Source organism: Actinomadura sp. ATCC 39365 (assembly GCF_054392275.1).
The window spans coordinates 9,385,465-9,408,490 of record NZ_CP184335.1 but is presented as its reverse complement, the minus strand read 5'-3'; the positions used below and the strand labels follow the sequence as shown (position 1 = coordinate 9,408,490).

Genomic DNA, 23,026 nt, shown 5'->3' with positions numbered 1-23,026 from the left:
GGTGTCACACTGGGTGCCAATCCTGGGGTCCAGACACATGAGGATCATGGTGACGTTGCTCAGACACAACCTTCCCGCCGAGCCCGACAGGTTCATCGGCCGGGAACGGGATCTGGAGGAGTTGTGCGGGCTGGTCGGTGAGGTCAGGCTGCTGACGCTCAGCGGCGTCGGAGGCACCGGCAAGACCCGGTGCGCACTGCAGATCGCCTCCCGGCTGGTCCCGTCCTTCCCCGACGGGGTCTGGCTGGCCGAGCTGTCCAGGCTGACCCGGGCCGACCTGCTGGTCCACGAGATCACCAAGGTGCTGGGCGTGCACGAGGAGGGCGTGCGGCCGCTGCTCGACACGCTGGTCGACTTCCTGCGCGGCAAGAAGCCGCTGCTCGTCCTGGACAACTGCGAGCACCTGGTCGAGGCGTGCGCCGAGCTGGCCGAGCGGCTGCTGACCTCCTGCGAGGACCTGCGGCTGCTGGTGACCAGCCGGGAGCCGCTGAAGATCCCCGGCGAGCTGGTGTGGCGGGTGCCGCCGCTGGCGCTGCCCGGTCCGGCGGAGGCGGCCGAGGAGGTCGAGCGGGTCGAGTCCGTGCAGCTCTTCCTCGACCGGGCGCGCTCGGCCGGGTCGGGGCTCTCGGTCACCGGCGCCAACGCCGGCGACATCGCCCGGCTCTGCCACGCCCTCGACGGCCTGCCGCTGGCCCTGGAGCTGGCCGCGGCCAGGACCGCCGCGATGTCGCCCGGCCAGATCTCGGCCCGGGTCAACGACCGGTTCCGGCTGCTGACGGCGAGCGGCCGTACCGCGCCGGCCCGGCAGCGCACCCTGCTGGCCACCCTCGAATGGAGCCACGACCTGCTCTCGCCGCGCGAGCAGGTGCTCTTCCGGCGGCTCGCGGTGTTCAGCGGGCCGTTCACCCTCGACCTGGCCGAGTCCGTCTGCGCGGGGCCGAGCCTGGCCGCCGCCCAGGTCCTCGACGTGCTCAGCGGCCTGGTCGACAAGTCGCTCGTGCTGTTCGACCAGGGCAGCTCGTGCTACCGGCTGCTGGAGTCGGCCCGCCAGTTCGCCGCCGGGAAGCTGGAGTCGGCCGGCGAGGCCCGGCACCTGCGCGACCGGCTGCTCCACGGCCTGGCCGACCTCGCCCACCACCACGGCCGCGACGTGTGGGCCACGCCCGGCCTGACCTGGCCCGAGCGCTACGCCCGGCTGCTCGCGCTCCAGGACCTGCTGGGCAACGCCCGCGAGGCCCTGTCCTGGGCCGTCGAGTCCGGCCTGGCCGAGCCCGGTCTGCGGCTGGCGTGCGGCTACATGCCGCTGTGGGCCGGGTTCGGCGAGCTGACCGAGGGCCGCCGCTGGTACGAGAGCCTGCTCGCGCTGCCCGCCGCCCGCTCCCTCGGCGACCTGTCCGCCGAGGCCCTGCTCCACCACGCCAACCTGGCCTACGAGCAGCAGGACGCCGCCGCCTGCGGCGAGTCGGCCGCCCGCGCCCTCGAGCTGCGCCGCGCGACCGGCGACGACTTCATGCTGGCCTTCACCCTCGTGATCGCCGGCATGTACGAAGGCACCAAGGGCGACATCGCGCTGGCCGCCGAGCGCGGCGAGGAGGCCCTGGAACTGGCCCTGCGCGTCGGCAACGGCCTGATCGAGGCGTCGGCGCGGCTGCTGCTGTCCGGGGTGGCCGCCTTCCACGGCCTCCGGCGCGAGTCGCTGGCCAGGGGCGAGGAGGCCATCGAGGTCTACTCCCGCTTCGGCCACCTGTGGGGGGTCACCAGGGCCCACCTGGAGCTGGGCCGCTTCGCCGACTTCCTCGGCGACCTCGACAGCGCCCGCCGCCACCTGGAGGAGTGCGCCGAGCTGGCCGAGGAGATGGCGGCCAAGCCGGTCCTCGCGACCAGCCTCGGCCTGCTCGGCGCGGTCCTGGCCCGCCAGGGCGAGGCGGAGCGGGCCAGGGCGCGGCTGGCCCGGTGCGTGACGCTGAGCCGGTCCATGGGGCAGCACCTGCCGATCATCTCCGCGCTGGTCGCGCTGGCCGTCCTGGCCGACAATCAGCACGACCTGGAGACCGCCGTACGCCTCTGGGCCGCGGCCAAGGCCATGGAGGAGCGGCTCGGGCTGCCCGTCTGGACGTCCGCCACGCCCGAGCCGCTGCTCGCCCGCGCCCGCGCGGAGGCCGGTGAGGGGCAGGTCCAGCTCTGGTGGACGATGGGCGGCGGCATGACGGAGGAGGAGGCCCTGCGCTACGGCCTCCAGGGCGAGCGGCCGGCCCAGGGCGCGCCGCGGCCTGCGGCGGGCCCGGCGTCGGTGCTCACGCCGCGCGAGCGGGAGATCGTCGTGCTGATCAGCCGGGGGCTGTCCAACCGGGCCATCGGCGAGGAGCTGTTCATCAGCCCCGCCACCGCCGCCCGGCACGTCGCCAACATCCTGCTCAAGCTCAACTTCGGCTCGCGCACGCAGGTCGCCGCCTGGGCCGCGGAGCACGGCGTACTCCACTGATCCCGCCGGGGCCTCGGCGGGGCCGGTCATCGGCCCGCGGCCACCTCGGCGGGCCGGGCCGGTGGCGGATCCAGGACCGCCGTGAACAGGTCGCCGGCCCGTTCCCGGAACCGTTCGGCGGCCGGCTCGTCGCCGGTGCGGCGGTGGGCGCGTCCCAGCGTCACCAGGGCCCGCGCCTCGCCCAGCTTGTAGCCGCTGCCGGCGTGCACGCGGGCCGCGCGGGCGGCGTAGGAGATGGCCAGGCCCGGATCGCCGGCCGCCAGCGCCGCCTCCGCGCCCGCCGCCAGCGCCGCGCCCTGCACCAGCACCGCGCCCGCCTTCCTGGCCAGCGCCAGCCCCGCCAGCGTGTCGCGCATGGCGGTCACGTGCTCGTCCAGGCGGGTACGCGCCACGGCCAGCCCCACGAGAGCGTCCGCCTGGCCCACGGCGGCGCCGATGCCGCGGGCCCGCTCCAGCGCGGCGCTCAGGTGCCCGACGGCGGCCACGGGGTCGGTCTGGCAGCCGATCCGGCCGAGCCCGAGCAGGGCGTCCAGCTCCAGCTTGGGATCGCCGACCGCCAGCGCCCGCCGCAGCGCCTCCTCGGCGTAGCCAAGCGCGTCGGCCCGCCGGCCCGCGTCCAGGTGCACGTCGGCCAGCTCCCTGCACAGGTCGGCCTGGTACCGTTCGCCGATCGCGGCGCCGAGCCCGCGCGCCGCCGTCAGGCAGCGGACGGCCTCGCCCAGCCGGCCGGTCAGCCGCAGCACGTTGCCGAGGCTGGCCAGCGCGGCGGCCTCGGTCGCCGTCAGTCCGCGGTCCCGGCAGAGCGACACCGCCTCGCTCAGGCGTTCCTCGGCGGCGTCGAGCCGGCCCATCTGGGTCAGCGCCAGCCCGAGGTCGACGAGCGGCGCGGCCCCCACCCGCGAGGAGCGCCGCGAGCCGTCCACGGCCAGGGTCAGCAGCCGTCGGGCCGCGCCGAGCCTGCCCTGCTGGAGGTGGACCACGCCGAGCGCGGCCAGCGCCGCGAGCTTCCCCTCCGGCCAGCCCGCCAGCTCGGCGGCCGTGAACGCCCCCCGCAGCTCCGCGACCGCCTCGGTCAGCTCGGCCGCCCGCCACCGGGTGGCGGCCAGGCAGTGCCCGACGGCCGCCTGGCCCAGGTGGTCGCCGGCCGCGCGGGCGGCCCGCCGCGCATCCCGCAGCACGTCGGTCCAGCCGGGCTGGCCGCCGGTCAGGTCGAGGTAGCCGTTCATGGCGTCGATGAGCCGCCAGGCGTACGGGTGGTCCGGGGCGTTCCGTACGGCGGCGACGAGGTTGGCGCGTTCGGCGTCCAGCCAGGCCAGCGCGGGGGCGGCGGCGGTGAAGGCGGGCGGGCGGCCGGAGCCGTCGGCGGGGGCGCGCAGCAGATGGGGGTAGGCGACGTCGCCGGCCTCCCGGACCATCCGCAGGTACCAGGCCATCAGCGCGTCCAGTGCGCGGGCCCGTCCCGGCGCGGCCTCCTCGGCCAGCACGCGTTCGCGGGCGTACTCCCGCATCAGGTCGTGGAAGGTGTAGCGGCCCGGCTCCGGCTCCTCGACCAGGTGCGCGGCGGCGAGCCCGGACAGCAGCCGGTCGGCCTCGGCGGGCACGGTCCCGGCCAGCGCGCCGGCCGCCCCCGCGGTGAACGTGGGCCCGGGGACGAGCGCCAGCAGCCGGAACAGCCGCCGCGCCGCCGGATCCAGGCGGTGATAGGACAGGTCGAACGCGCCGCGCACGGCCGCGTGCGGATCTCCGGTGACCGCCAGGGCCGATAATCGGGTGCCGGTGAGCCGGCGCACCTGACCGGCGATGTCGCCGACGGCGTCCCCGCCCGGCCGCCCGAGGATGCCCGCGGCGGCGATGCGCAGCGCCAGCGGCAACCGGCCGCACGCCCTGGCCAGGTCGAGCGCCGCGTCCCGCTCGGCGGCCAGCCGCTCGCCGCCGAGGATCCCGCCGAACAGCGTGACCGCCTCGCCGGTGGACAACACGCCGAGCGGGACGGGGATCGCGCCGTCCCGGGCGACCAGGCCGTCCAGGCGGTCCCTGCTGGTGATCACGGTGGCGCAGCGCCGTCCGCCCGGCAGCAGCGGGCGGACCTGCTCCTCGCTGCCGGCGTTGTCCAGCACCACCAGCACCCGCCGGTCGGCCAGCAGGCTGCGGTAGGCCGCGCTGGCCTCCTCCACCGTGCCGGGCACGCGCTCGGCGGGCAGGCCCAGCCCGCGCAGGAACCGGCCGAGCGCCTCGATCGGCAGCAGCGGCCGCTCGGCCGAGTGCCCGCGCAGGTCCACGTAGAGCTGGCCGTCGGGGAAGCGGTGGCGGTTGCGGTGGGCCCAGTGCAGGGCCAGGGCCGTCTTGCCCGATCCGCCCGCGCCGGTCAGCACCGAGATCGCCGTCCCGCCGCCGGCCGGGTCGCCGCCGTCCGCGAGCGGGTCGAGCAGCCGGAGCTCGGCCGTCCGGCCGGTGAACTGGCCGGGGCCGGGCGGCAGTTGCGCGGGCGTCACCGTTTCCCGGGAATCGGCCCGCCTGATCGGCGGAACGTTCCCGCGCAGGATGCGCTGGTGCAGTTGCCGCAGCTCGGGGCCGGGGTCGAGGCCCAGTTCCTCGGTGAGGCGGCGGCGGGTGCGCTCGTACCGCTCCAGCGCGTCCACGCGGCGGCCGGCCCGGCACAGCGCCAGCATGAGCAGGCCGACCAGCCCCTCGCGGAACGGGTGCTCGGCGACCAGCGCGATCAGCTCGGGGACCAGCACGGCCGCGCGGCCCGCCCGGACCTCGGCGTCCAGGCACTCCTCGACGGCTCCGAGGCGTTCCTCGGCGAGCGCGTCGCGCAGCCGGTCCAGCAGCTCGCCGCCGGAGACGCCGGTCAGCGGCTCGCCGCGCCACAGGGTCAGGGCGCGGCGCAGCCCGGTGGCCTGCCGCTCGGCCGTCTCCCCGGCGCGCGCCCGGATGACCGCCGCGCGGAACTCGTGCACGTCCACCTGCCCGGGGTCCAGCCCGAGCTGGTAGCCGCGCGGGCGGTAGGCGATGGTGACGCCGGCCGCCGCCAGGAGGGGACGCAGCCGGGAGACGTACCCCTGCACCAGGTTGCGCGCCCCGGCCGGCGGACGCTCGCCCCACAGGCCCTCGATCAGCCGGTTCACCGAGACGAGCCGGCCCGCGTCCAGCGCGAGCAGGGCCAGCGCCGCGCGCTGCCGGGGCGGCCCGAGCGGGATCTCCTGGCGCCCCCGCCATGCCCGCACCGCCCCCAGGAGCCCGATCTTCAGTACGTCCGCCAGACCCGCCCGTGCTGTTTCGTCTGACATATCGCATTTCCCCTTTGCCACGTCGCAGGCCGCCATACAGGAGACATGACAGGCAGTACAGCCGAAATCCTGACGCCATCAAGCCCCCGTGCAGCGCCCTGCTGCACTCTGAACGCGATCTCGCTTGGGTTCGCTCCACATTCGCTTGACACGGGCTGACAGACGCGCGGACGCGCGGCCGGCCCCGTCGCGTCACCCGGGGAAGAGGCAGCGTTGTCCGAACCGCACCACGACGTTCTCCAGGAGTTCGCCCGCACGGCCGGGCGCCATCCCGGCCGTCCGGCCCTGGTCCACGACGGTCGCACCGTCACCTACGCCGAGCTGGCCGCGTGGGTCCGCGCGACGGCCCGGCGGCTCGGGCCCGATCCCGGGGCGGTGGCCGTGCCGGCGTCCCGCACGCCGGGGACCGTGGCCGCGCTGCTCGGCACGCTGGCGGCGGGCGGCGTGTACGTGCCCGTCGACCCGGCGCACCCGCGGGCCCGCCGGCAGGCGATGCTGGCGGCGGCCGGCTGCCGCACGCTGGTCGCGTCCGGACCGGACGCATGGGGCCCGGACGGCGTGCGGGTGATCGAGCCGCCCGATCACGGCGACCCCGACGGCGGCCCGGCGGGCGAGCTCCCGGCCGTCGCGGGGGACGCGCCCGCGTACGTCCTGTTCACCTCCGGTTCGACCGGCGCGCCCAAGCCCGTGGTGACGCCCAGGCGGGCGATCTCCGTCGTGACCGGGGCGCTGCGCGAGCTGTTCGGCATCACCCCGGCCGACCGGGTGCTCCAGTTCGCCTCGCTGAACTGGGACACCTGCCTGGAGGAGATCCTGCCCGCCCTGACCGGCGGGGCGGCGCTGGTCTTCCACGACGGCGCGCACTCGGGCTCGTTCCGCCGGATGTTGCGCGCGGTCGCCGACGAGCGGATCAGCGTGCTGGACCTGCCCACGGCGTTCTGGCACGAGCTGGTACGGCACCTGGCCGACGAGGGGGCCGCGCTGCCCCCGTGCGTCCGGCTGGTGATCATCGGCGGCGAGGCGGTCAGCCCGTCGCGCCTGGCGGACTGGCGGGCCCTGGACACCGGCGGCGTCCGCCTGCTCAACACCTACGGGTGCACGGAGACCACGCTCATCACGCACGCGATCGACCTGCACGGCCCGATGGCCGGCGGGGTCGCGGGGGAGCGGGCTTCGGCGGCGGGGGAGCGGGTGCCGATCGGGTGGGCGCTTGCGCACGTCGAGCAGCGGGTGAGCGCGGAGGGCGAGTTGCTGGTCGGCGGACCGGCCCTGGCGCTGGGCTACCTGGGCCTGCCGGAGGCGACCGCCGCCCGCTTCGTCACCCCCGAGCCGGGCGCCGGGCGGTTCTTCCGCACCGGGGACCGGGTCACCGTGACCGGCGGCGGGGCGCTCGTCCACGAGGGACGGCTCGACCACGAGCTCAAGATCCGGGGCATCCGGGTGGACCCGGCCGAGGTCGAGGCGCACATCGCCGGCCATCCGGGCGTGGGCGCGGTGGCGGTGGCGGGCGTCACGATCGCCGATCACACCACCCTCGCCGCGTACGTCGTGCCCAGCCCGCAGCCCGGCCGGGACGCCGGGGACGGCTTGGCCGCCGAGGTCCGGGACTACCTGCGGGACCGGGTGCCGGGCCACCTGGTGCCCAGCCGGATCACCGTTGTGCCCGAACTGGCCTACACCACCAGCGGAAAGGTCGACCGCGCCGGTTCGCACCGGCGCTACACCACCAACTGAAGGAGATCATGCACGTGGACGTCACCGCCGTCTCTGACATCTTCCGGCGGGTACTGGAAAACCCCGAAATAACGGATGATTCCGACTTTTTCGTCTTGGGTGGGGATTCGCTGCTCGCCACCCGCGTCCTCAGCGCGATCGCCCGCGACTGCGGCGCCGAGCTGGACTTCGACGACTTCCTCGACGCGCCCACCCCGGCCGCGCTGGCCAAGAAGATCGCGAGCCTGGCATGAGGGTCGTCGTCGTGGGAGCGGGCCTCGCGGGGCTCACCGCCGCCGCCGACCTGGCCGCGACCGGCGCCGAGGTCACCGTGATCGAGGCCAGGGACCGCGTCGGCGGGCGTACGCACGGCATCGAGGTCGCCCCCGGCGGCTGGGCCGACGCGGGCGCGGCGTACCTGGGGGAGCGGCACACCGCGCTGACGACCCTGCTGGCCGAGCTGGACCTGAAGACCACCCCGGCCACCGTGGGCGGCGCGGCCAGGTTCGCGCTCGGCGGCGAGCCCGGGACCGGCCGGTTCCCGCCCCTGTCGGCGGTCGCGCTGGGCGGCCTGTTCGACGCGCTGGAGGAGCTGGCCGCCGCCGTCCGCCCCGAGGCACCCTGGCTGTCGCCGGACGCCGCCCGCCTGGACGCCACCACGGCGGCGGACTGGGCCGCCGAGCACCTGACGCATCCGGACGCGCGGCTGTTCTTCCCGCTGTTCGCCGGCGAGATGATGGCCGCGGACCCGGCGGACGTGTCCGTCCTGCATCTGGCCTTCTACCTGCGCTCGGGCGGCGGCCTGCGCTACCTGAACGCCTTCGCGGGCGGCGCGCAGGAGGACCGGATCGACGGCGGCGCCCACCAGGTGTGCCTGCGCCTGGCCGCCCGGCTCGGCGACCGGGTGCGCCTGGGCGAGCCGGTGCGCGCGGTCCACCAGGACGCGACCGGCGTGGACGTCGTCACCGTGACCGGCGTCACCAGGGCGGACGCGGTGGTGGTCGCCGTGCCGCCGGTGCTGGCCGACGCCGTGGAGTTCCGGCCGGGCCTGCCCGCGCCGCGGTCGGGCCCAGGCACGGCGCCCGGCTGCGCGGTGAAGGTGCACCTGGTCTACCCCGCGCCGCTCTGGCGCGAGCAGGGCCTTTCGGGATGGTCGGTCAGCGCGGACGGCCCCCTGCTGTCCACCGTGGACGACTCGCCCGCCAATGGCTCGGCGGGCGTGCTGACCGGGTTCGTGACCGGCGCGCAGGCCAAGGCGTTCGCCGCGCTGCCCCCGGACGAGCAGGCCGGTCAGGCGCGGGCCCAGGTCGCGCGGCTGTTCCCCGGGCTGCCCGCCCCGGACGCCTGCCACGTGACCGACTGGCTCGGCGAGCGGCACAGCCGGGGCTGCTACGCGGCGCTGTTCGGGCCGGGCGACTGGCTGCGGCTCGGCCCGCGGCTGACGACCCCCACCAGCGGGTGCACTGGGCCGGCACCGAGACGAGCACCGAGTTCTTCGGCCTGATGGAAGGCGCCATCCGCTCAGGACACCGGGTGGCCGCGGAGATCGACGCGACCTGGAGGCACAACCATGACTGACCGGACCCCGATCGCCCCCCTGGCCGTACGGCAGGGCTTCATGACCGAGCCCGGCCTCGGCGCGGGCAACTTCCTCGACCACGCGCTCGCGGCCAACCCCAACCGGTCGGTGCCGTTCGTCCACAGCCACCACACCGACCACCGCGGCCAGGTCGTCTTACGCGGCCACAGCCTGACCGACCTCGCGGCCCTGCGCGACCGGTACGCCACCTGGTACCACGCCAACGGCGTGCGGCCCGGCGAGCCCGTGGGTGTCGTCGTCGCCGAGGGCCTGGAGCCGCTGCTGCACTTCCTGGCGCTCACCGCGCTCGGCGCCATCCCGGCGATGGTCAACGACGCCATGCGGGCCGACGTCATGGCCGGCTACCTGGAGCACGTCGGCGTGGTGGGCGTGGTCGCCGACGACACGACCCGGCTGCAGCTCGCCTACCGCAACACGCCGCGGGCCCGGCCCCGATTCGTCGCCCTGGCGTCCGAGGTGCGGGCCCACGACGCGGCGTCGGGCGGGCTGCCGCAGCAGTACCCGTACCGGCACGAGCCGGACGACGTGGTGGCGCTCATCCACTCCTCCGGCACCACCGGCACCCCCAAGTCCACCATCCTCGGACATCGCAGCTTCTGGGACGGCAAGCAGCTCCGGATGGTGCGTTTCCCGGCGGAGCCGTACGACCGGCTGATGTCGCTCATGCCGCACACGCACGCGGGCGGGCTCAGCTACTTCCTCACCGCGGTGCTGCTCGGGCTGCCGACCGTGATCATGTCGGACTGGCGGCGGGCCGGGGTGGAGCCGGTCATGGAGGCGTTCCAGCCGACCATGGTGGCCTCGTTCCCGCGCACGTTCGTCGAGCTGGCCACCGGCGAGCTGCCGGTCAGGGGCGCGGCCAGGGTGCACTCCTGGTTCAACACCGGCGACAGCGCCCACTACGGCCACATCCGGCGGCTCGTCCAGCTCGGCGAGCGGCCCGCGGGGCTGATCAGGTCGTGGCTGCTGCCGCGCGGCGAGGCCGCCGGCGAGCCGCTGCCCGGCTCCCAGTTCGTGGACGGCCTCGGCTCCTCGGAGATGGGCATGGCGCTGTTCGGCCAGGTCACCTCCCCCGAGACGCCGCGCGCCGACCGCTGCGTGGGCAAGCCCCAGGACGCGGTGATCAAGGCCGCCGTGCTCGACGAGAACGGGCGAGAGCTGCCCGACGGCGAGGTCGGCCTGCTGGGCGTGATCACCCCGTCGCGCACCCCCGGCTACTGGAACGACGCCAGGCTGACCGGCAGCTTCGAGCTCAACGGCTACTGGCTGACCGGCGACGTCGCCCGCCGGGACGCCGAGGGCGACTTCTACCACCTCGACCGCACCGTGGACGTGATCGACACCGCCGCCGGGCCGGTCTACAGCCTGCCCGTCGAGGAGGTCCTCATCGCCGACTGCGCGGACCTCGTCCAGGACTGCTCGGTCGTCGGCGTGCCGGGGCCCGAGGGGCAGGTGCCGATCGCCGTCGTACGGCCGCAGGCCGAGGCCGCCGCGGTCACCGCCGAGGAGATCAGGGAGAAGGCCAACAAGGCGCTGGCCGACGCGGGCCTGGCCACGCTGGCCGCCGTGATCCTGGCGCGCACCGAGCAGGACTACCCGCTCGGCCCCACAGGCAAGGTGCTCAAGCGCGAGCTGCGCACCCGGCACGCGGCGCTGTTCGCCGGATGAGCCCGAACGACGACAGGTCCCGCCGCCCCGCCGCCGACGTCGAGACCGCCCGGTCCGGGGCTGCGGGGTCCGGGGCCGCGGGGTCCGGGGCCGCCGGCCGCCCCTACGTGTACGCGCGGCGGGCGCTCGCCGAGCCCGACTGGCGGCGGCTGCCGGGGTGGCGCCGGGTCACCGAGGCGCAGTGGCGCGACGCCCAGTGGCAGCGCGCCCACTGCGTGCGCAACGCGGCACAGCTCCGCGCCGTGACCGGCGACCTGCTCCAGGACGCCTTCCTCGCCGACCTGGCCGCCGACGTGGCCCGGTTCGCCACCATGTCCATCCTGGTCACGCCCCAGCTCCTCAACGTCATGGCGCCGGACGAGGCCGGCGATCCGGCCGCGTTCACGGCGGCGTTCCTGGCCAACCCGGTCCGCCGCTACCTGCTGCCGGTCGCCTCCGACCGGCACCCGGTCTGGCCCAGCCATCCGCGGGCCCAGCGGGACTCGCTGCACGAGGCCGAGATGTGGGCGGTGGAGGGCCTGACCCACCGCTACCCGACGAAGGTGCTGGCCGAGCTGCTGGCCACGTGCCCGCAGTACTGCGGCCACTGCACCCGGATGGACCTGGTCGGCACCTCCACCCCGCAGGTCGTCAAGGCCAGGCTCACGCTCAGGCCGGTGGACCGGCAGGAGCTGATGCTGGACTACCTCAAGCGCACGCCCGCCGTCCGGGACGTGGTGGTCTCCGGCGGCGACCTGGCGAACATGCCGTGGCCGCGGCTGGAGGCGTTCCTGCTGCGACTGCTGGAGCTGGAGTCCGTACGCGACATCCGGCTGGCCACCAAGGCGCTGGTCGGGCTGCCGCAGCACTGGCTCCAGCCGGCCGTGGTCGAGGGCGTGGGCCGGGTAGCCGCCGTCGCGAGGGCCCGCGGGGTGAACCTGGCCGTGCACACCCACGCCAACCACGCCCGCTCGGTGACGCCGCTGGTCGCCGAGGCGGCCGGCGCCCTGCTCGCGGCCGGCGTGCGGGACGTGCGCAACCAAGGGGTGCTCATGCGCGGCGTGAACGCCACCCCGCACGACCTGCTCGACCTGTGCTTCGCCCTGCACGGCGAGGCCGGCATCCTGCCCTACTACTTCTACGTCTGCGACCTGATCCCCAACGCCGAGCACTGGCGCACCCCGCTGCACCAGGCGCGGCACCTCCAGGAGGCCATCATGGGCCACCTGCCCGGCTACGCCACGCCCCGGATCGTGTGCGACGTGCCCTACGTCGGCAAACGCTGGGTGCACCAGGCCGCCGCCTACGACCGGGAACGCGGCGTCTCGTACTGGACCAGGAGCCACGGGATCGGGCTGGAGCCGCCCGGCCCGGAGCGCCGCTTCCCCTTCTACGACCCGATCGACACCCTGCCCGAGCCCGGCCGCCGCTGGTGGGCGAGCCAGAAGGGAGAGTCATGACCCCGTTGCGCCGTTTGTGCTGGATCTTCCCCGACCGGGAGTCCACCAGGGCCACCGCGATGTGGCACCCGTTCTTCTGGGACCTGTACGAGGACGTCGCCGCCGAGCTCGGCCTGCGCTGGACCAGGAACTCCCCGGACTCGGTCACCGTGGACGCGCTGGAGCCCGGCAGGCCCCGCGTCTTCGTGGACGACGAGCCCGTCACCCCCGAGGACACGCTCTTCATCACCGCCCTGTACTCCCTGCCCTACCAGTCCATGGACGTCTTCAACCAGTACGCCCTCTACGCCGTGCTGGAGGAGGCCGGCTTCTACCTGCCGTTCCCGCCGTCCCTGTCGCCCGTGGCCAACGACAAGCTGGCCACCGTCCTGCGGCTGAGCGACTCGCCCGTGCCGCCGATCCCGACCCTGCGCATCGGCACCGGCCGGGACACCAGCAAGCACCTGTACGAGGCCGCCATCGCCGGCCTCACCTACCCGGCCCTGGTCAAGCCGTCCGGGTGGTGCGGCGGCGGCGGGGTGAACCTGGCCCGCGACTCCGAGGAGCTGCGCGGCCTGGCCAGCCTCGCCCAGGGCGGCGACACCACGCTCGTCGTCCAGCCCTACCTGGGCGACGGCACCGTGGACTACCGCGTCTACGTCGTGGACGGCGAGCCGTACGCGGTCATGAAGCGCATCCCGGAGCCGGGCTCGCCGGTCGCCAACGCCAGCAGGGGCGGCACGATGGAGTTCCCGCCCGTGCCGCCCGAGCTGGCGGCGGCCACGGCGTACTTCTACGAGCGGCTGCCCATCCCGTTCTTCTGCGTCGACTTCCTGCACGACGGCGAGCGCTACTGGTTCTCCGAGCTGGAGCCCGACGGCGTGATCGCGCCCGACCTCGGCGACCCCGCCCGTACCCTCCAGCGCGACGTCACCCGCGCCCGCTGGACGGCCTACCGCGACGGCCACGCCCGCTTCCTCAAAGACCGCCTTCCGCAAGACCGCCTTCCGCAAGACCGCCTTTCGCACGAACCCGAGAGCTGGTGACCCCCATGACCGAATCGTTCTCGCTGACGTCCGCGGCGGCCGAGCCGCTGCTGCGCGTCCCGAGGCGCTCGCTGGAGCGGCTGAGGAGCGTGCCCGCGCTCGCGCCGCGCTACGAGGGCCACGAGAAGGTGCTCACGCTGGAGGACCTGGCCGCCCTGCCGCCGCTGGTCAAGGACGACCTCAACGTTGCGCTCGCGCACCTGGAGCCCAAGGCCGGGCAGGGCGCGACCTGGCTGTTCCAGAGCGGCGGCAGCACCGGCGCGCCCAAGGTCGGCTACGCCCCCACCGGCTTCTACATGGAGGGCGTGCACCGCCATTGGCAGCCCCTGGAACCGGACGACGTCTTCGTCAACGCCTGGGGCGCCGGCCGCATGTGGGGCGCCCACTTCCTGGCCGCCGCCCTCGCCGACCTGTCCGGCTGCCGGGTCATCGCCCTGGGCTCGGTCGGCAAGGAGGAGTACGGCGACTGGCTGGGCTTCTTCGCCGACCGTAAGGTGACCGCGTTCGGCGGCACGCCCAGCGTGCTGCGGCTGTGGTTCGCCCACGCGCGGGCGGCCGGCCTGCGCCTGCCCGCGCTGCGCAAGGTGCTCTGGCTGGGTGAGGCGTGGCATCCCCAGCTCGACGAGGACCTGGCCGAGGTCGCCCCGGACGCCCGCCGCTGGGGCATGTTCGGCAGCACCGAGACCTGGGTCGCCGCCACCAACACCCCGGACTGCCCGGCCGACGTCTTCCACCCGCTGCCCGACCAGCTCGTGCACAGCGACGCCGACGAGCTGCTGGACTTCACCACGCTCAACCCCGACATGCTCAACCCGGTGCTGCGCTACCGCACCGGCGACGCCGGCCGCCTCGTCTCCTGCCCGTGCGGCCGGGACGGCCGGGCGCTGCGCATCCTGGGCCGTCGCGACTCGGTCGTCCAGGTGCGCGGCCTCGGCCTGCACGTGGACGACGTCGTCGCCCAGGCCGAACGCGAGCCCGGCGTGCTGCGCGCCCAGGTCCTGGTCACCGAGCGGCAGGGCCGGGTCTCCGGCGTGGACGTGCTGCTGCTGACCGGCCCCGCGACCCCGCCCGACCTGCCCGAACGGCTGCGCCGCGACCTCCTGGCCGGCACCTTCACCCTCAGCACGGCCTTCCAGCACGACCCCGGCTCCTTCCGGGTGCGGACGGTCGACGCGCTGATCGGCAACGACCGCACCGGCAAGACCTCCTCCTTCGTCGTGCGGGAGGAGCAGTGAGGATGCCGGGGTCGCTCGGCAGGGAGTTCGGCCTCTACTGGAGCGGCCAGACGGTGAGCCTGCTCGGCGACCGGATCACCGTGTTCGTCGTCCCGACGTTGATGATCTTCGTGTTGCACGCCTCCGCGCTGGAGGTCGGCATCGTGGCCATGGCCCAGTACCTCGGCATCCCGCTGCTGGGGCCGATCGCCGGGGTGCTCGTGGACCGGTGGGACAAGCGGCTGACCATGGTCGTGTGCGACCTCGTCCGGCTGGTGGCGGTGGGGGTCATCCCGGTCGCGTACTGGTTCGGGATGCTCTCGACGCCGGTGTTGTTCGTGTGCGTGGCGCTGATCAGCGGCGCGACGATCTTCTTCAACATCGGCTACCTCGTCGCCGTGCCCACGACCGTGCCGCAGGACCGGCTGGTGCGGGCGTACTCGCGGCTGGAGGGCAGCAGCACGGTGTCGGAGGTGGCCGGGCCGTCGATCGCGGCGGGCCTGTACCACCTGCTCGGCGTCGCCTCGCTGCTCGTGGACGCGGCCACCTACCTGGTCTCGGCGGCGTGCCTGCGGGCCATGAAGCCGTGGGGCGTCACGACCGGGGAGCGGGTGCCGGTGCGCTCGCGGCTGATGCTCGGCTTCCGGCTGAACTGGGCCGACCCGGTGCTGCGCCGGGTGGTGCTGGCCGCGGTGGTGCTCAACTCGGGCGGGCCGGTCTTCGTCACGGTCCTGCCGGTGCTGGCCTACCAGGGGCTCGGCGTCTCGGTGGGCGTGTTCGGCGCGGCGATGTCGGCGGCGGCCGTGGGCGCGGTGCTCGGCGCGCTGGCCGCCCCGAGGATCAGCGACCGGCTCGGCCTCGGCCGGACCATGGCCTGGGCGCTGCTGCTGCACTGCCTGGTCGGCCTCGGCGTGCTGGCCGCGCCCGCGCTGCCCGCCGCGCCGGTGATCGGCGTGACGTTCGGCTGCTACGGCTTCTTCATGTCGTGCATCAACGTGTGCAGCGCGCCGATCCGGCAGTCGCGGATGGCCGCCGAGAACCAGGGCGTCATGCACGCCGCGTTCCGCACGGCGACCTGGGGGGTGATCCCGCTGGCCGCGCTCGCGGGCGGGTCGGCGGTCACCCTGCTGACGCCTGCGCTGGGCGTGCTCGGCGCGGCGCAGGCCGTCATGGCCGGCGGCACGCTGCTGGCCGCGTTCTCGTTCCTGCCCGCCTCGGGGATCCAGGCCCTCATGGACCGGGCCGAGCCGCGGGCCCACCTGGCGGGGAGCGCGTCATGACGACTGTGCTGATCACCGGGACCTCGTCGGGGATCGGGCTGGCCACGGCGGTGACCGCCGCGCGGGCCGGGATGACGGTGGTGGCCACCATGCGCGACCCCGGCCGGGACGGCGACCTGCGCGCGGCGGCCGACCGGGCCGGCGTCACCCTGGACGTCCGCCACCTCGACGTCACCGACCCCGCCTCGGCGCGGGCGTGCGTGAAGGGCGTGCGGGAGACGTACGGAGGGCTGGACGCGCTGGTCAACAACGCGGGCGTGTCGAACTTCGACCCGACGATGGAGATGTCCACGCCGGAGGCGCTGCGCGCCAACTTCGAGGTCAACTTCTTCGGGGTGATCGAGGTCAGCCGGGTGGCGATGCCGCTGCTGCGGGCCGCCGGAGGGCGTCTGGTGACGGTCGGCAGCGTGCACGGCGTCGTGGGCCAGCCGTTCAACGAGGCGTACGCGGCGGCGAAGGCGGCGGTCGAGGGGTTCATGGAGAGCCTGGCGCCGGTCGCGGCCGCGCACGGCGTACGGGTGAGCGTGGTCGTGCCCGGCTTCGTCTCCGACACCCGGTTCGGGATTTTTCCGGACATCAACCGGAAGACGATCCGGGCCGCCTCCGGCCCGTACGCCCCCACCTTCGACGCCTACCTCGACTGGGTGCGCGGCCCCGGCTGGGAGGGCGCCGGCCAGACCTCCTGGCAGGTGGCCGACGTGATCGTGGACGCGCTGACCGCCGCCGACCCGCCCTTCCGCATCCCGACCGGCCCCTGGGTGTCGCGGTACGTGGCCGGCAAGCTCGCCGACCCCGACGGCTCGGCCGTCCAGGAGATGGCCGAATCCTGGATCGGCGGCGCCCCATGACCGGCCCCGACCCGGCCTGCCGGGCGCTCGGCATCGCCCTGGAGGAGGCCGCCGCCGGGCGGGCCCGGCTGCGCATGCGCGTCACCGAGGACATGGTGAACGGGCACGGCGTCGCCCACGGCGGCTACCTGTTCCTGCTCGCCGACGCCGCCTTCGACCACGCCTGCAACAGCCGCGGCCCGGTCATGCTGGCCCACAGCGCCCAGGTGACGTTCCTGCGCCCGGCCGCGGCGGGCGACGTGCTGGTGGCCGAGGCCACCGAACGGGCCAGGCACGGCAGGCACGGCGTCTACGACGTCACCGTACGCCGCCCGGCCGGCGAGATCGTCGCAGAGTTCCGCGGCCACGGCGTCGTGGTCGCCGGCCGTCCCACCAGCGAAGGGAGAACCTCATGAACCGGCGGACCGGACGCTGGATCGAGCACTGGGAACCCGAGGACCCGGGGTTCTGGGCGGCCGTCGGACGCCGCGTCGCCACCAGGAACCTGATCTTCTCCATCTTCGTCGAGCATCTCGGCTTCGCGGTGTGGCTGCTCTGGAGCGCCGTCGTCGTCCTGCTGCCGAAGGCGGGCTTCCCGTTCACCGTCGACCAGCTCTTCTGGCTGGTCGCGGTGCCGAACCTGGTCGGCAGCACGCTGCGGCTGCCCTACACCTTCGCCGTCTCGGCCTTCGGCGGGCGCAACTGGAACGTGGCCAGCGCCCTGCTGCTCCTGGCGCCGACGGGGCTGCTGGCCTGGCTGGTCACCGATCCGGCCAGGCCCTACTGGATGTTCCTGGCCGCCGCGGCCACGGCCGGGCTCGGCGGCGGCAACTTCGCCTCCTCCATGGCCAACGTCTCCTACTTCTACCCGGAGCGGCGCAAGGGGTTCGCGCTCGGCGTGAACGCGGCCGGCGGGAACCTGGGCGTGGCGGTCGTGCAACTGCTGATCCCGCTGGTGGCGGCGGGTGGCCTGGCGTACGCCGGGCTGGTGTGGATGCCGCTGGTCGTGGCCGCCGCGCTGTGCGCGTACCTGTTCATGGACAACCTGGCCGTCGCCAGGACCGGCTTCGGCACCCAGGGCAGGGCGTTCCTGCGTCCGCACACCTGGGTCATGTCCTTCCTGTACATCGGCACCTTCGGCTCGTTCATCGGTTACTCGGCGGCGTTCCCGCTGGTCGCCCGGTCGGCGTTCGCCGAGTCCGCCTCGCCGTACCTGGCCTTCCTCGGGCCGCTGGCCGGGTCGCTGGCGCGGCCGGTCGGCGGCTGGCTGGCCGACCGGCACGGCGGCGCCAGGGTCACCTCGTGGTCGTTCGTCGCCATGGCCGCCGGGGCGGTGGCCGCGCTGGCCGCGCTCGGACGGCACAGCTTCCCGCTCTTCCTGGGCGCGTTCCTGCTGCTGTTCGTCGCCTCGGGGGCGGGGAACGGGTCCACGTACCGGATGATCCCGGCCATCTTCACCGCGCAGGCCCGGCACGGGTCGCCGGACGCGCGGCTGCGGGCCAGGCGCGAGGCCGCGGCGGCCATCGGCATCGCCTCCGCGGTCGGCGCGTTCGGCGGGTTCCTCATCCCCCGGGGCTTCGCCGTCTCGCTGGCCGGGTCGGGTTCCGTCGCGCCCGCCCTCCAAGTGTTCATCGGCGCCTACGCCGTCTTCCTGGCCACCAACTGGTGGTTCTACCGCCGCCGGGTGCTGGCGCGGGTCCCGAGCCTCGCTCACAGCCGGATCTGAGCATCGACGACCAAGGAGTGACCCATGCCCGCCAAATCCCTGCGTGACCTGATCGACTTCGCTCGGCGGCACTCGCCGTTCTACGCCGAGCTCTACCGCGACCTGCCCGACGGCGTGGACGACCTCACCGCGCTGCCGATCATCGACCAGAACGCCTTCTGGGCCGCCAACACCTATCCGGACAACAGGCTGCTGACCGGCCCCCTGACCGACGCCGGCGTCTACGCCTCCGGCGGCACCACCGGAGCGCCCAAGTTCTCCCCCTGGACGCGCGCCGAGCACGCCGACTCGGTGACCGCGTTCGGCGCCGGCATGGTGCGGGCGGGCCTGCGGCCCGGCCACCGGGTGGCGAACCTGTTCTCCGCCGGCGAGATGTACGGCGGCTTCCTCTACATCGAGCACGCCCTGCACAACGCCCCCGTGGAGAACGTGCGCCTGCCCATCGCCTGCCACGCCGAGGACGGCTACATCGCCGACCTGATCGAGCTGTTCGGCGTGCACGTGCTGGCGGGGCCGCCGATGAAGCTCGGCAAGGTGGCCGAGGCGGTGATCGCGCGCGGGCGCAGCGCGGACACCGTGGAGCTGCTGCTGTTCGCCGGCGACCTGCTCTTCGACGACCTGCGTCCGCAGCTGGCCAAGGCCTTCCCCGGCGCGGCGATCGCCTCGCTCGGCTACGCCTCCGTGGACGCCGGGCTGATCGGCGGCCCCGTGGCGGGCGCGGACGTGCGGGTGCACGAGGCGTTCCCCGACCGCACCCTGGTGGAGCTGATCGACGAGGTGACCGGCGACCCGGTCACCACGCCCGGCGTGCGCGGGCGGGTGGTCGTCACCAACCTGTTCAGGACGCTGATGCCGGTCATCCGCTACCCGGTCGGCGACCTCGGCGAGTGGACCGACGCAGAATGCCGGGCCTTCCGGCTGGTCGGCAGGACGTCCGAGGGGGCCAGGGTGGAGACGGTGGCGATGTCCAGCGAGGCCGTCCGGGCCGTGCTGGTCGCCGCCGACCCGGACCGGGCGATGTCGGCGATGCAGATGGTCCAGCGCCGCTGGGACGGCAAGGACGGCCTGCTGCTCCGGCTGGCCTGCGCGCAGGAGCCGCCGCCCGGCCTGACCCAGCGCCTCGTGGACGCCGTGTACGCGGCCAAGCCGCTCTACCCGAAGTCCGTCGCCGAGGGCCTGGTGCACCCGCTGACCGTCGAATGGGTGCGGCCGTCGGAGCTGGTGACGCACCCGCGTACCGGGAAGGTGCTGCAGGTGGTGGACGAGCGCCCGCACCCCTGACCCGGGCCGGAGCCTCCGGCCAAGGCCGGAGGCTCCGGATTCCTCCGGATTTTTCCGCGTCGTCCGATGTTTCGTTTCTATGATGGAAACGAGCGTCCGCGGGGCGATGCTCACTCGGGCACGCACCAGCTGACGACGACCCGGCAGGTTGCTGCGATGGCGGATTCGTTCAACGACGCTCACCTTCGCCTGGTGACGAAGGAGTGCCTCCCGCTCGGGAGCGGCGACCGGCTCCCGGTCATCGTGCTGCTCGGCCCCGACGGCACCGACCGCGAGGTGTGCCTCACCCGCGTCTGGAGGAGCGTCACCAGGCCCGAGTCGCCCCGGGTGCGGGTGGACTTCCGGCTGCCGGGGCTGCGCGACGCGCCAGTGGTCAAGACCGTCGAGCGCATCGCCCACGACCTGATGGAGACCTCCAGCGTCCGGCTGCCCCGGGTGGTCTTCGCGCTGCACGTGCTGGCCCTGGACCCGCGGGACCGCTCCGACAACGAGCTGGCCGGCGAACTGGACGACCTCGTGGACGGCGGCGACCCCGAGCGGCTGTCCGACGCCCTGTCCCTGCTGCGCGACCTGCTCGGCCGCATCCCGGGTGCCGAGCCGCTGGCCGCGCTCACCTCGGTGCTCCAGTACGCCGCGCGGGGCCAGCGCCGCCGCGTGGTCAGGCTGCTCAACGACAAGGGCAGGACCTGGCTGGCCGCCCAGATGGCCAACGGCAACGTGATCGACCTGGCCAGGCGGCGGGACGGCCACGGCGGCGACCCGTCCGGGTCCGCCGGGGCGATCCTGTGCCGGGCCCTCGTGGCCGACCTCACCGACTCCTGGTCCAAGAGCCACCGCCACGCCCGCAGCTGCCTGCTGCTGCTGGAGGGGGCCGAGACCGCGGCGGGCCGCGCGCTGCTCAGGGCGCTCGGCCCGGCCAAGGGCGCCGATCCGCTGCTGGTGGTGGCGGAGTCGAAGGAATGGCTGCCGATGGGCGGGTCGTGGGCGCGTCCCGGCACGGTCGTGCCCGGCGCGGCCCACCCGCCCACGCTGGCGGAGGCGAGCTACCGCGACTGGCGGGCCGGCTACGACACCCGGGAGCAGCCGTGGTGGTACCCCGTGCTGATGCCGCCGCTGGAGGCCGACCGGTCGCGCGCCTACGCCTCGGCCGTCCGGGAGCTGACCGGCGGCCATCCGGCCGTGACCCGGCGCCTGGGCAGGCTCGCCGCCGCCGCCCAGGACGACGACGCCTTCCGCGCCGTCGTGTGCCGCGAGGACCTGCTGCGCTGGCCCGACCGGCTGCACCTGGCCCACCTGGACGAGCTGACCGACTGGGCGGCGGCCAGGAACGTGGACGACGCGGAGAGCGCCCTGCTCAAACGGGCCGGCCGGACGCCGAACCTGCGCAACGAGCTGGCCGACCAGCTCTGGCTCGACCGCCGTCCGGAGGAACGGGACCCGCACGGCCGCTACGAGGGGGCGCGCGGCCACCAGGTCACCGTGATCCATCCATGGCTGCGGCGGCTGCTGCTGCACCGGCTCGCCGTCACCGGCCGCTGGGACGACGTGCACCGGGACCTGGAACGTTTCCACCTCGGCCCCGGAGGCGAGGAGACCCCGCGCAGCCTGCACCACCGCCTGGCCCGCGTCCGCCGGGACGACCCCGAGGGCCGTCTGACCCACGTGGCCGAGCACCTGCACCGGCTCTTCGACCGGCTCGACGTGCGCGAGGACGGCCGCAGCCGGTTGCCGGAATGGCTGGCCGGCTTCAACGAGGTGACCACCGCCCCCAACCGGCTGCCGCTGGTCACGCCCCTGGACGAGCTGTACGACTCCTTGGTGGCGACCGCCGCCCCGCACGAGCGCGGGGACTGGCTCACCGTGGTCAGGGCCCTGGTCGTGGACCGCTGGTTCTGGCTCGACCCGCTGCTCGACCCGTCCGGGAGCCGGGCCGAGCAGGTCGCGCGCGGGCTGCGGGACCTGGCCAGGCGGTCGACCACCAGTCCGGCGATCTTGTTACGGGAGGCCGACAGGTATGAGCGAAGACGCTGACGACCTCGGCACGGCCGGTGCGGGCGATCCGGCGCCGGCGGAGGTCGGTGCGAACTGGGCGGCGGGCCGCCGCAACCGCCTCCTCCTGCGCAGGGCGCTGGCGGGGGTGCTCGTCGTGGCGGCCGTCGTCGTCCTCGGGCTCTACGTCAGGACGTCGCGGCTCACCGACGACGGCGACGCCTTCGGCCCCGACCTGGCCCCGGTCATGAGCCTCATCGCCGCCGAGAACGCCGCGGTGGAGAAGGAGCACCCGGACGACTACGTGACCGTCGTCGCGATGTTCCCGATGACCGGCTCACTCACCGACATCGCCCTGAACCGGGAGAGCATCAGGCACGGCCTGGAGGGCGTCCATCTGGCGCAGGTGTGGCGCAACCGGCAGCCGTCCTCGCCGCCGTACGTGCGGGTGCTGGTCGCCAGCGACGGGCCGCAGGACTGGGAGCCGACGGTCGAGGCCGTCCGGGACCGGACCGCGGAGGAGCACATCGTGGCGGTGACCGGGCTGGGCGCCAGCACCGGCGCGACCCGCGGCACGGTCGCGAGCCTGAGCGCGAGCCGGTACGCGATGGTCTCGGCGGTCATCACCTCCGACGAGCTCACCGGCTTCCCCGGGCTGGCCCGCGTCGCGGCCCTGAACAGCGAGCAGGCCCAGGCCGGGGTGGTGCACGCCAGGAAGGTCAACCCCGGGCTCAAGGCGGTCGTGATCAAGGACCTCAACCCGGCCGACAGCTACGTCAAGACGCTCGCCCGGTTCTACGCCGGCTCGCTGGCCGGCCGGGAACGCGTGATGGAGCTGTCGTTCGACTCCTCGACCAGGTTCTCCGGCACCGTGCTCGACGTCATCGCCGAGCGCGTGTGCAACTCCGGCGCGAACACCGTCCTGTACGCCGGGCGCAGCGAGCAGCTGCCCGCGCTGATGCAGGCGCTCAGCCAGCGCGAGCGGTGCGTCCGGCCCGGCGTCACCGTGATCACCGGCGACGACGCCAGCGAGATGAACCGCAAGGTCGACCTCGGCATGTGGGGGGACACCCGGATCCGGCTCTTCTACACGGCCCTGGCCCACCCGGCGAGCCTCACGCTGCCCGGCGGCGGGGTGCTCACGGCGATCCGGGCCAGGTTCGAGGGCGACGACCCCGACAGCTTCCGGCGCATGTTCCCGCACGAGAGCCTCGACGACGGCATGGCCATCATGCACCACGACGCCATGTTCGTGGCCCTGGAGACGGCCAAGGCGTTCGCCCGGGAGCCGGACGTGCCCTCGCCGCAGGACATGGCGAACATGCTGACCAGCGGCACGGTGACGGTCGAGGGCGCCAGCGGCCCGATCAGGATCGTCGAGGGCGGCGCCCGCCAGACCAAGGAGATCCCGATCCTCCAGCTCAACCCGGACGGCACCTCGGCGTACTCGGGCCGGGTCACGGTGACGGACGGCGGCCCTGGCCGGAGCTGA

The 23,026-nt window shown here is 74.6% G+C and carries 15 protein-coding genes and 1 pseudogene; 15 read left to right on the top strand and 1 reads right to left on the bottom strand.

Going from position 1 to position 23,026, the window contains the following annotated elements:
* Positions 1-55 precede the first annotated feature (55 nt).
* A complete protein-coding gene (locus tag ACNF49_RS45100) occupies positions 56-2,482 on the top strand; it encodes an ATP-binding protein (RefSeq protein ID WP_482941564.1) in 2,427 nt (808 codons plus the stop codon).
* Positions 2,483-2,508: 26 nt separating this feature from the next.
* On the opposite strand, the gene ACNF49_RS45095 is transcribed toward ACNF49_RS45100, so the two are convergent.
* Complete coding sequence (locus ACNF49_RS45095) at positions 2,509-5,772, bottom strand: AfsR/SARP family transcriptional regulator (protein ID WP_482941563.1); 3,264 nt, start codon at positions 5,770-5,772, stop codon at positions 2,509-2,511.
* Between the two features lie 213 nt (positions 5,773-5,985).
* Between ACNF49_RS45095 and ACNF49_RS45090 the strand changes: the two genes are divergently transcribed.
* The 14 genes and pseudogenes from ACNF49_RS45090 (at position 5,986) to ACNF49_RS45025 (ending at position 23,026) form a co-directional block, all read left to right on the top strand.
* A complete protein-coding gene (locus ACNF49_RS45090) occupies positions 5,986-7,506 on the top strand; it encodes an amino acid adenylation domain-containing protein (RefSeq protein WP_482941562.1) in 1,521 nt (506 codons plus the stop codon).
* Positions 7,507-7,520: 14 nt separating this feature from the next.
* Positions 7,521-7,739 carry a phosphopantetheine-binding protein gene (locus tag ACNF49_RS45085; protein WP_352324385.1) on the top strand — a complete coding sequence of 73 codons (219 nt, stop codon included), beginning with the start codon at positions 7,521-7,523 and terminating at the stop codon, positions 7,737-7,739.
* Positions 7,736-9,063 (top strand): annotated as a pseudogene (locus ACNF49_RS45080) (flavin monoamine oxidase family protein). Before ACNF49_RS45085 ends, ACNF49_RS45080 begins: the two are co-directional and overlap by 4 nt.
* A complete protein-coding gene (locus ACNF49_RS45075) occupies positions 9,056-10,753 on the top strand; it encodes a class I adenylate-forming enzyme family protein (protein ID WP_357979826.1) in 1,698 nt (565 codons plus the stop codon). Before ACNF49_RS45080 ends, ACNF49_RS45075 begins: the two are co-directional and overlap by 8 nt.
* On the top strand, positions 10,750-12,192 hold the full coding sequence (locus tag ACNF49_RS45070; protein WP_482941561.1) for a KamA family radical SAM protein: 1,443 nt from the start codon (positions 10,750-10,752) through the stop codon (positions 12,190-12,192). The genes ACNF49_RS45075 and ACNF49_RS45070 overlap by 4 nt, the downstream gene beginning before the upstream one ends.
* On the top strand, positions 12,189-13,217 hold the full coding sequence (locus ACNF49_RS45065) for an ATP-grasp domain-containing protein (protein ID WP_482941560.1): 1,029 nt from the start codon (positions 12,189-12,191) through the stop codon (positions 13,215-13,217). Before ACNF49_RS45070 ends, ACNF49_RS45065 begins: the two co-directional genes overlap by 4 nt.
* A 5-nt stretch (positions 13,218-13,222) precedes the next feature.
* Positions 13,223-14,452 carry a phenylacetate--CoA ligase family protein gene (locus ACNF49_RS45060; protein ID WP_482941559.1) on the top strand — a complete coding sequence of 410 codons (1,230 nt, stop codon included), beginning with the start codon at positions 13,223-13,225 and terminating at the stop codon, positions 14,450-14,452.
* Between the two features lie 2 nt (positions 14,453-14,454).
* Positions 14,455-15,711 (top strand): MFS transporter, encoded by a 1,257-nt coding sequence (locus ACNF49_RS45055; protein ID WP_482941558.1) that lies wholly within the window; start codon positions 14,455-14,457, stop codon positions 15,709-15,711.
* Positions 15,708-16,559 carry an SDR family NAD(P)-dependent oxidoreductase gene (locus ACNF49_RS45050; protein ID WP_357979836.1) on the top strand — a complete coding sequence of 284 codons (852 nt, stop codon included), beginning with the start codon at positions 15,708-15,710 and terminating at the stop codon, positions 16,557-16,559. The genes ACNF49_RS45055 and ACNF49_RS45050 overlap by 4 nt, the downstream gene beginning before the upstream one ends.
* Positions 16,556-16,954 (top strand): hydroxyphenylacetyl-CoA thioesterase PaaI, encoded by a 399-nt coding sequence (gene paaI, locus ACNF49_RS45045; RefSeq protein ID WP_482941557.1) that lies wholly within the window; start codon positions 16,556-16,558, stop codon positions 16,952-16,954. The genes ACNF49_RS45050 and paaI overlap by 4 nt, the downstream gene beginning before the upstream one ends.
* The gene (locus ACNF49_RS45040; RefSeq protein ID WP_357979840.1) at positions 16,951-18,264 is read left to right on the top strand and encodes an MFS transporter; all 1,314 of its coding nucleotides are present in this window, start codon (positions 16,951-16,953) and stop codon (positions 18,262-18,264) included. The genes paaI and ACNF49_RS45040 overlap by 4 nt, the downstream gene beginning before the upstream one ends.
* Positions 18,265-18,288: 24 nt before the next feature.
* The gene (locus ACNF49_RS45035) at positions 18,289-19,545 is read left to right on the top strand and encodes a phenylacetate--CoA ligase family protein (protein WP_357979842.1); all 1,257 of its coding nucleotides are present in this window, start codon (positions 18,289-18,291) and stop codon (positions 19,543-19,545) included.
* A gap of 156 nt (positions 19,546-19,701) precedes the next feature.
* Positions 19,702-21,576, top strand: a complete 1,875-nt coding sequence (locus ACNF49_RS45030; RefSeq protein ID WP_482941556.1) for a hypothetical protein — start codon at positions 19,702-19,704, stop codon at positions 21,574-21,576.
* Positions 21,560-23,026 carry a type 1 periplasmic-binding domain-containing protein gene (locus ACNF49_RS45025; protein WP_482941555.1) on the top strand — a complete coding sequence of 489 codons (1,467 nt, stop codon included), beginning with the start codon at positions 21,560-21,562 and terminating at the stop codon, positions 23,024-23,026. Before ACNF49_RS45030 ends, ACNF49_RS45025 begins: the two co-directional genes overlap by 17 nt.